Source organism: Mycobacterium sp. (assembly GCF_032162605.1).
Taxonomy (GTDB): Bacteria; Actinomycetota; Actinomycetes; order Mycobacteriales; family Mycobacteriaceae; genus Mycobacterium.
In genome coordinates, this window is the sequence record NZ_JAVROT010000008.1 from 1 (window position 1) to 8258 (window position 8258).

General features: G+C 62.9%; 7 protein-coding genes and 3 pseudogenes. 7 read left to right on the forward strand and 3 right to left on the reverse strand.

The window, feature by feature from the left end; genetic code table 11:
* Together QOI01_RS00225 and QOI01_RS00230 are read left to right on the forward strand one after the other, a co-directional pair.
* A pseudogene (locus tag QOI01_RS00225) lies at window positions 1–428 on the forward strand (succinyl-CoA synthetase subunit alpha); the annotation flags it as partial.
* A gap of 112 nt (window positions 429–540) precedes the next feature.
* Window positions 541–1347: an IclR family transcriptional regulator gene (locus QOI01_RS00230; protein ID WP_526377474.1), complete on the forward strand. Its 807-nt coding sequence runs from the start codon at window positions 541–543 to the stop codon at window positions 1345–1347.
* A 184-nt stretch (window positions 1348–1531) separates the two neighbouring features.
* On the opposite strand, the pseudogene QOI01_RS00235 reads toward QOI01_RS00230, so the two are convergent.
* Window positions 1532–1782, reverse strand: a pseudogene (locus tag QOI01_RS00235) (phosphate acyltransferase).
* A 448-nt stretch (window positions 1783–2230) separates the two neighbouring features.
* Here QOI01_RS00235 and QOI01_RS00240 point away from each other — a divergent pair.
* The 5 genes from QOI01_RS00240 (at window position 2231) to QOI01_RS00260 (ending at window position 7409) form a co-directional block, all read left to right on the forward strand.
* Window positions 2231–2383 (forward strand): hypothetical protein, encoded by a 153-nt coding sequence (locus QOI01_RS00240; protein ID WP_526377476.1) that lies wholly within the window; start codon window positions 2231–2233, stop codon window positions 2381–2383.
* A gap of 176 nt (window positions 2384–2559) precedes the next feature.
* Window positions 2560–2862, forward strand: a complete 303-nt coding sequence (locus QOI01_RS00245; protein ID WP_526377478.1) for a hypothetical protein — start codon at window positions 2560–2562, stop codon at window positions 2860–2862.
* A 494-nt stretch (window positions 2863–3356) separates the two neighbouring features.
* Window positions 3357–4355 (forward strand): hypothetical protein, encoded by a 999-nt coding sequence (locus QOI01_RS00250; RefSeq protein WP_526377480.1) that lies wholly within the window; start codon window positions 3357–3359, stop codon window positions 4353–4355.
* Window positions 4356–4403: 48 nt separating this feature from the next.
* Entirely contained in the window at window positions 4404–5153 is a 750-nt protein-coding gene (locus QOI01_RS00255) for a bactofilin family protein (RefSeq protein WP_526377482.1), read from the forward strand.
* Window positions 5154–7040: 1887 nt separating this feature from the next.
* Window positions 7041–7409 (forward strand): cupin domain-containing protein, encoded by a 369-nt coding sequence (locus QOI01_RS00260; RefSeq protein ID WP_526377484.1) that lies wholly within the window; start codon window positions 7041–7043, stop codon window positions 7407–7409.
* Window positions 7410–7488: 79 nt separating this feature from the next.
* Here the strand turns inward: QOI01_RS00260 and QOI01_RS00265 are convergent.
* Window positions 7489–7891, reverse strand: a pseudogene (locus tag QOI01_RS00265) (transposase); the annotation flags it as partial.
* A gap of 43 nt (window positions 7892–7934) precedes the next feature.
* Window positions 7935–8258, reverse strand: a 324-nt coding sequence (locus QOI01_RS00270) for a hypothetical protein (protein WP_526377486.1), incomplete at its 5' end; no start/stop codon positions are given.

Sequence of the window (8258 nt, forward strand, 5' to 3'; positions counted from 1 at the left end):
GCCTGGGCACCCTGCTCGCGCTCAATCTGGTCACCGCAGGCTATGGGCAGTCTGCGTTCATCGGAATCGGTGGCGACCCGATCCTGGGTACCACCACCCTGGACGCGGTCCGCACCCTCGACGCCGATCCCCGCACAGACGCGATCGTGCTGGTGGGCGAGATCGGGGGGACCATGGAAGAGGATGCCGCTGAGCTGATCGCCGGCATACATAAACCAGTGGTGTCCTTCATTGCCGGGCGTAGCGCTCCGCTCGACCGCCGCATGGGTCACGCAGGTGCCATCGTCACCGGCCACCGCGGCAGTGGTCAGTCCAAGGTCGACGCACTGACCCAGGCGGGAGCTGTCGTGATCGACGTCCCCAGTCAGTTGGAACACGCTCTGCAAAACTTCGGAGTGACGCCGATGGCGGCACGGAGTTGCACCTGAGAGGTACTGCCCGCGCCGGGCGCTCTCGGCTACCCAGATCACTCGAGACGCCCGCAACGATCCCATGCCGCTCTTGCTAGATTTCATTGACCATGTGGGAAAGGGGACAGGCGTGAGCACGGCGCGTTTCGGCGCAACAGAGCTACCCCGTAACGAACAGGTCGCCGGTACGCAGACGATCGCTCGGGCACTATCCGTGCTGGGCGTGTTGCGCGACGCCGGGAGCGACGTCGGAGTCATCGAGCTGGCGCGGGCACTGGACCTGCACGCGAGCACGGCTCACCGGATCCTTCGGGCGTTGGTCGCCGGGGGGTATGCCGTGCAGAACGCGCAAACCGAACGTTATCGCTTGGGACCTGCGGCTTTTCTGCTCGGGCGTGCGGCGGAACGCACCCTGGGATTCGATCAGGCGATGCCGCTGCTGGAGCAACTCGCGGAGTTTACCGGAGAGTCGGTGAACCTGGTCATCCGCGACGGCGACGAGGGGTTGGTCGTCCTGCGGGTCGAGTCTGAGCAACCGTTGCGATTCATCCAACCGGTCGGCGCGCGGATCCCGCTGTACTGCACCAGCACCGGCAAAGTATTGCTCGCGTTCGCCGGCGACCTGCATGAGGAGGTGGCTCGGCTCGGCGAGCTGATCCGACTGACACCGACGACGATCATCTCACCGCGGGAGCTGCTGCGCGACCTTGAAGAGACTCGGGAACGCCGGTTCAGCATCAACAGGGGAGAGCGAGTCCCTGGCGTCTATGGCGTTGCTGCTCCCGTCCCGACTACGGACGGGATCGTGACCACCGCGCTGGCCGTCCAAGGCCCCCGGATCCGGATACCCGATGATCGGGTCTCGCAGCTGGGACTGCTCGTGATCGAGACGGCCCAGGCGATCGCCGCCATCATGCCCTCGGGCTACCAACTCTGAGGTGGCCTGTTGCCGCTCGTGTTCGGCTGCGTCTGCACTGCATTTGCTTCCATAGTCGGTGGGGGCGACGGGTTTTGGCACCGCTCTCGTTGCGACACCGCTGATGTTGTTGGTGGGATTGCTGGGGCCAGAGCCAGGGCGAGGACACCGTAGAAGGCGCTGGGCCAAGCACCGTCCCCGAGCGTCACCGCACAGCTTGTACACCGCTCAGCGGGGACATCACCTCGATGTCGCGGCTGCTGCATCCGCGTGAGAGATCGTTCAGCGGTGCCGACAATCCCTGCAGGATCGGCCCGAGCGCCACGGCGCCGCCGAGGCGCTCGGCGATCGGTATCCGATATTGCCGGCGCCAAGGTTGGGGAAGACCAGGACGTTGGCCTCGCCGGCCGCGTCGGAGCCGGGAGCCTTGGCGGCAGCGACCGAGACAACCGACACGCAAGAGTTGCTTCGCCGCGAACGTCAATCCCGTTGCGCAGCGCGGCGCCGCGGCGATAACCTGCGCCCAGAACCCGGCGTCGTGGCGACCCAATCGCCGCTGAGTAACAACTTGACGCGCTTGTCGCCGTCGAGGACGGCCGGCAGTACCTCGAATCCGTGATCTCGGGGGTACGCTCGGTGCTGCTGCTTCCAGCGTGATCGCCCCAGAAGACTTGGGCAGCAGGAAGATCGCCATCATCTGACGCTAACGCCTGGCGAACGCCCTTTCCGCACAACTTTGTGTGCCGCGGTCGGTATGCGATGCCGCCGAGTCGGCATTGTGCGGCTCGTAAGGGTTTCTGTGCAGCGCGAGCTCCGGTTACGGCATCTGCCAAGCGCTGAACGCGTTCCGTCAGCGTGGCTGTGTGGTCCCGCCGCGCGGGATCCACTCCTAGCCGGGTGGTCGGTGACCGATCACGTGCTCAGCGAGCTGGTCACCGATGCGCTGGCCCAGGCGGTCGCGGTGCGCGGCGGCCAGGTGGGGGGCACGATCATGCGTTCCGACCGCGGAACCAGCCAGTACGCCGCACGCGCGATGGGCCAGGCCTGCGTGCGCTGATGCAGGGCTACGTCGATCGATGGGTGCCACCGGGATCTGCTGGGACAACTGCGGTGCGGAGTCACTATGGTCGACGTTCAAACCGAGCAATAGCGTCAGCTGCCGCGATCGGTTTCCGTGGCATCGCATAACTGTGAATTTCTGTCCCCAAATGGCCGCCATGGCAGGCTCGGATCATGGCATTCACCATCTACGTGCGCGGCCCGGCCGAACAAGGCATTCAACCGCCCAACCCGCACTTCGAAACCTATGACTTCATGGACAGCGCCCGCTACGAGATTCTCCCGAGCGGCGTGCTCATCGTTGACACGGATGGGGCGGGGAGCTGCTGGGTGCTTGCTCCGGATCGGTGGCAGTGGATGAGGACCAGCCAGCACCTGCCGAACGAGCACGGTCACGCAGGCAAGGGTCAAATAGGCGCTAACTCGGGGTGGTCCGACGGCTCGGTGGTGACGATCCCCGGGGTGCCGACTACCTGACACCCCACGAAAGCCTCCTCGAGGCCCTACCAGCCCCAAGAACCTCCGGTCGTCCTTAGCGGGGCGCCCGGCAGCCGATCACGGTGTGCGCGCAGCAAGGCTGACCGTGCGCTAATGCGGCGCGCCGCAATGGGTCCCAGGCCCTTCGACGGGCCCCCGGTGCTGCTGTTGGGCGGTGTCGCGAACCCAATGCAACTGCCTTAGTAACCGCGGTTGTCATCGTGGCTTATCCACCGGGCACATAGCACGACCGATACGTGATAATCGGGGTACGCATTGAGTCTGGGAATGCCGTGCCCTGGCAACAAACTCATCGACGACCACGCCCGACAACCCTGGCACCGCTCCTGGGCGAGCGACAATTCCACACGACCACCTAGCGACCGGACCTGCCGACTAATTGGCAGGTGTTATGACAAATTTTTGGCAGCGCGGTCATCGCCCAATGGAGTTCGGGCACCTCTTGACAACGTCCTCGACGCGGGTCACGCTACTTGGGCGTCGGACAGCTTATCGGCGTTGGGTTACGTCGTTCAAAGCACTACGATCCTTGGGGTCTATGGCCCGATTCCGATGGCGGCCGAGCCGCATTAGGTGTCCTTCTTCGTCCGGCGACAACAGAACCGTGGGCCACTCCTATGAGCTTCTATGTCTTCAAACTCGACAAGCTTTGGATCGACCAAACCCGAGGCAAGATTCCCGACGAGGACGTGGTGACGTTCACGGTCTTCGTTGACCAGTTGGACCGAGGACACGGCTCCGGGAAATTCGACGCGATGACGACGGGTAGCGCGGCGTCGACAACGGACGGGGCAGCCGACGGCGGTCTCGCCTACCCTGCCGGGAACCTCTTCAACATGTCGAAGAACTGGAGACTAGGTCCGCTGGAGGTCAGGTATGGCGAAAACGTCAGCGTCGTCTATACCGGTACGAACACCAGCGACGAACAGTTGAGCAGCCTCGACACCCAAAAGCAGGACGATCTTGAAATCAAGATTCTCGACTATGTCGCCAAGAAGTACGTCGAACTGATCCTCGGCGGTGCTAGCGACATTGGCAGCGCGCTATCCGGCGCATTCAACCAGGTCTTCAAAGATCCAATCGGAGCACTGCTCGACTATCACCACCTCGGGCCCTGCAACGGCGTGGTCTTCTCGGGCGTCGTACCGTTCACCGGCGAAGGACTGGACAGCCTTGATTCCGTGGCGATTCCCCAGACCGCCAACGCCACGCCGCCAATGCCGGAGCAATCCACGACATCATTCACGAATACCTACACCGATGTCGCGACGCACGACCCGCAAATCTGCGGTCCGACTGCCTCGACGCGGGTCACGTTCTCGGTCTTCAAGCTGTCCTTCATCTCCGTCACCTGGGCTATTCAAGGTCGCTTTCCGTCCACTTTCGGCGGTCAGTACGGTCCCGGTCTGCGACAGTATGGCCAACCGGGAACGACGATCAGCATCAAAACGCTCCTTGGCATACGGCCGTAACCCCGCTTTCACCGCAGGCCGCGCACTGCGGGACTAGACAGGAGAGTCATGTCCAACCCTTTCAATTTTCAAAATCTGCACAAATTGCCGTCGAAGAACGCCGCTCTTACGGACAAGATAAAGTTGGCACCAGACAACCTAATTCTCGCAAGATCGCAGGAGAACGAACAGCCAGCCTTGTTCGCCGAGAATTATGGCGGCGGCACCGCCATTTTGGCTGAAAGTTCGGACACCGGAGTCGCCGTCAGCGGATTCAGCGTCAAGGGGATTGGCGTTCTCGGACGGGTCCTGGAGACGGATGGACTCGCCGGTTCGTTCCACGGAACGGTCCATGTCGACGGCGACATCAAGGTGACGGGAAACATCGAGGTGGGTAGCGACGTCATATTGATGCCAGGCGGGGCCGACTACGCAGAGGCGCTGACGACGACCGACCCCTTGGTCGAGGCCGGCTTGGTGGTCGTGCTGGGCCAAGACGGTGAAGTGCATCCTTGCGACCGTGACTACGACACGGCCGTCGTCGGTATCGTTTCTGGTGCTGGCGGCGTCAACCCGGCGATGGTGCTAGACAGGCACGAGGACAGTGCACACGTGGCGATGATGGGCAAAGTGTGGTGCCAGGCCGACGCGGACGCTGCTCCCATTCGTCCCGGCGACCTCCTCACCACGTCTGCAATTCGTGGACACTGCCGCAAAGTAACCGAGCCTGCCCGCGCTTTCGGGTCAGTCATTGGGAAGGCATTGACGCCGCTCAGCGGTGGACGGGGTCTCATTCGTGTCCTCGTAAGCCCCCACTGACGATGGTCTAGTAGCTTTGCCCGCCAACGTGTTTCAGCATCGATACGCGCCAGAACGGACATCGGACTCCGCGTCACGACGACACCACCCCGAGTCGCGTCCACGTTCAGCCGTCCCATCGCGCCGCCCCCATCCAGGTGCGCACCAGCGCGAATGATCAGTGAGCCGACGACGGGGTGGTCGAAAGCTTCTGCCACAGTCGGCAATCCGACGCCGCGACAGGACCTTGGCCTCGGGGTGCCGAATCCCAGTTCGACGACCCGGTCGTCGGAACTGGATGGCCCGGTCCGAATCTCCACGCCAGCGGTCATGGGTTCGATTCCCTCTGCGCCCACTCACTAAAAGACCAGTTCAAGGCCTATCTTTCTGCTCAGAACAGGGTTCCTATCGAACCCCGATAGGCCAGGAATGGGCAGATTGAGCGCCCCCGACCCCCCGCCACTGATCGCCGAGAGGACCGACCGGATCTTCGGGCCATGCTTCGTCACCGACCAGCGCGAAAACTTGCCGGTAGAAGTCCTGCATTCCCGCTACCTGCAACGGACCCTGCCCCCGAGCGCGGCCTCTCCGGCAACAGAGGCAGGGTCTCTCTCATGAACCGCGGAGAACGGGGCGACTGCTCGTCGGCGCCCGGTTGAGCTGGAGACCCTGTGCCACCATGCGTTTCGTCGGATGACGGACCGGGACATGCCAACAGAGTATTGACGACTACCGACGACTCGGCGGGGCAGTGCCGCCCGGCAATGGGAACAGTCGCCACCGTCGGCGACGAGTTCAACTTCGTCGCGGGCCATCGCCAGATCGTGCCACTGAAGGCTGGTTGAGCGCGGTGCAATGCGTGCTAGTCGGTGGCCCGGGCTCGGTGTGGTCGGATTGGCGGCAGGTCCAGGTGGTGTGCACCCGCCGCCGTGGCCTAGGCAGGCTTCGTGGCCGACTTGGTTGGGTCCTAAAGGGTGTCCGTTAGGGCAGGGGTTGGTGGCTCGATTGTCCATCGGTGGGCGCCGGTTCGGACGAGGTCGCCGACAGCCACGCCACAAGAGTATCCCGTGCGGGCTGGCGTCAGCGGAATCCCTTGGGCGGGGTTGCTTTGTCCGCCGGGACGGCTACGGACGTCACTGGCGCCGCCGGCGGCGTCGTCGTGGTGGTCGTTGGGCCAAGCGTCATGCCGGGAGCCGACATGACGGTGCCCGGGCCGGATCGCTCGTTAGCGACGGCAATACCAATCGCTCCCACGGCGACTACGGCGCTGGCACCAATGACGGCCGATAACAACTTGACCCTCTTCTGCTGATTCGAATTCACTCTGATCACTCCATTCGACTCTGGCTCGTCCGCATTGAGGCGAGGCGTCCCCTTTGGACGGGTGCACCTGTACTACGCCTCTTTCCCTGAGAACTAGCTGAGATTTCCCTTGTGAAATTGCTAGCCGACGGCCAAAGGCCAACCGGCACAGCATCTCGGGGTGGACCGTGGCCGGCGCAGGCCATGCGGTTCGGGCCGCGACCGGAGAGCAATGGGCCGAGGGGGCGCATTTGAAATGCGACCAAGGTTCGTTGTGAACCTCAGTCATTAGCGTGAGTCCGACTACCTCTCAAACCTGGTGCAAGCGTTCGCCGGCGGCTGTAAGGTTCGGAATCCTGAGCGGAAGGGGGCGGCGTGTTCGCCGAAGCTGAGGTGCAAAAGTGGTGGGACTGTCAGACGATCAGCGGACCCGTGTGAAGACGGCTCTTGGAGGAATTGTCAAGAGTTGTGGATGTCGTCTGCCATGATTTGGGCCCTTTGTCGCATCGCCACAAGCTGTCCAGCCCACCTCGGTTTCTGTGTCTAACGATCGACAAACCGGGCAGGGCCTGGCTTACGCGCCGTGGACCGTGCGAGGCTTGGATCATGGTCAACGAGGCGGTGGACATCGCCGACAAGCTGTCCCTAGTTTCCAAGCACTGGTCACCCAAGGTGGTAGCGCGTCTTAACGACTACGAGATCAAGGTCGTCAAGCTCCATGGCGAGTTCGTCTGGCACACCCACGATGACACCGATGAGTTGTTTCTCGTCGTGAGCGGCGAACTGAGGATTCAGCTGCGCGACGGCGACGTGGTGCTTCGTCCTGGCCAATTGTTCGTCGTGCCGCGAGGTATCGAACATTGCCCGATTGCCGATGGCGAGGTACACGCGGTGCTTATCGAACCCGTCGGCGTGGTCAACACGGGTGACGCAGGCGGCGCTCTCACCGCTACGTACGACGATTCACTCATGTAATCAGGTGTGGCCTTGCGTGGGGCCGATAGACCCGCACGGCAGCAACTCAGGCTACAAAAAACGAAGGCCGAAACACTGATTAAGCGACCTCTGATCCTACGGCTTTCGGGTCGGCATCCGGTGTCTCGGGTGTGATGTTGACAGGCCGTTCGAGTAGCTTGCCCTCGTGGAATGTCGCGCCGGCTCGGACGAGGGCGACGAGATGCGGTGCGTTGAGAGCCGCCAGCGGGCTTGTGCGGCGTCGATCAGCTTGTAGGCCATGGCAATTCCGGCGGCACGGGAGCCCGGCCCTTGGTCACCTTGGTCCGCGACCTGACGGTCGCGAAGGTCGACTCGATGGGATTCGTGGTTCTCAGATGGATCCAGTGCTCGGCGGGGTACTTGTAGAACTCCAGGAGCACGTCGGCGTCCTCGACAATCTTGGCGACCGCCTTGGAGTATTTGGCACCGTAGTCGACCTCGAACGCTTTGATGGCGACTTGTGGTGATGCGGATCGGATGCGGATCCAACACCATCTGGTTTGGTCAGGTCAGGGGTGTCGCGGCGGTGACGAATTCGTCGGTGAAGGTGGCTCCGGTGTCGATGGTCTTGCCTTTCACGGCGGGGTTGAAGGCTAACAGCACGGCCAGGCAGGTCGCGGGTCCGCTCGGGGGCATGATGCCGGTGGGGTTGAAGATGGCCTTTTCGTTGTCCAGCGCTTGGGCGTAGGTGTCTTTGCCGACGCCGGCGTAGTAGGACGCGGGCATCATGTCGGCGATTTGGGCGCCGTTGTGACCCTGGATCCAGGCGAGGGTGGCGACGTAGGCGTTGACCAGTTTCTGTACGAGGTCCTTGTGGGAATTGACGTA

Coding starts and splice junctions, on each gene's coding strand:
- QOI01_RS00245 (WP_526377478.1), top strand. CDS start 2,560: ATGGCATTCACCATCTACGTGCGCGGCCCGGCCGAACAAGGCATTCAA.
- QOI01_RS00255 (WP_526377482.1), top strand. CDS start 4,404: ATGTCCAACCCTTTCAATTTTCAAAATCTGCACAAATTGCCGTCGAAG.
- QOI01_RS00260 (WP_526377484.1), top strand. CDS start 7,041: ATGGTCAACGAGGCGGTGGACATCGCCGACAAGCTGTCCCTAGTTTCC.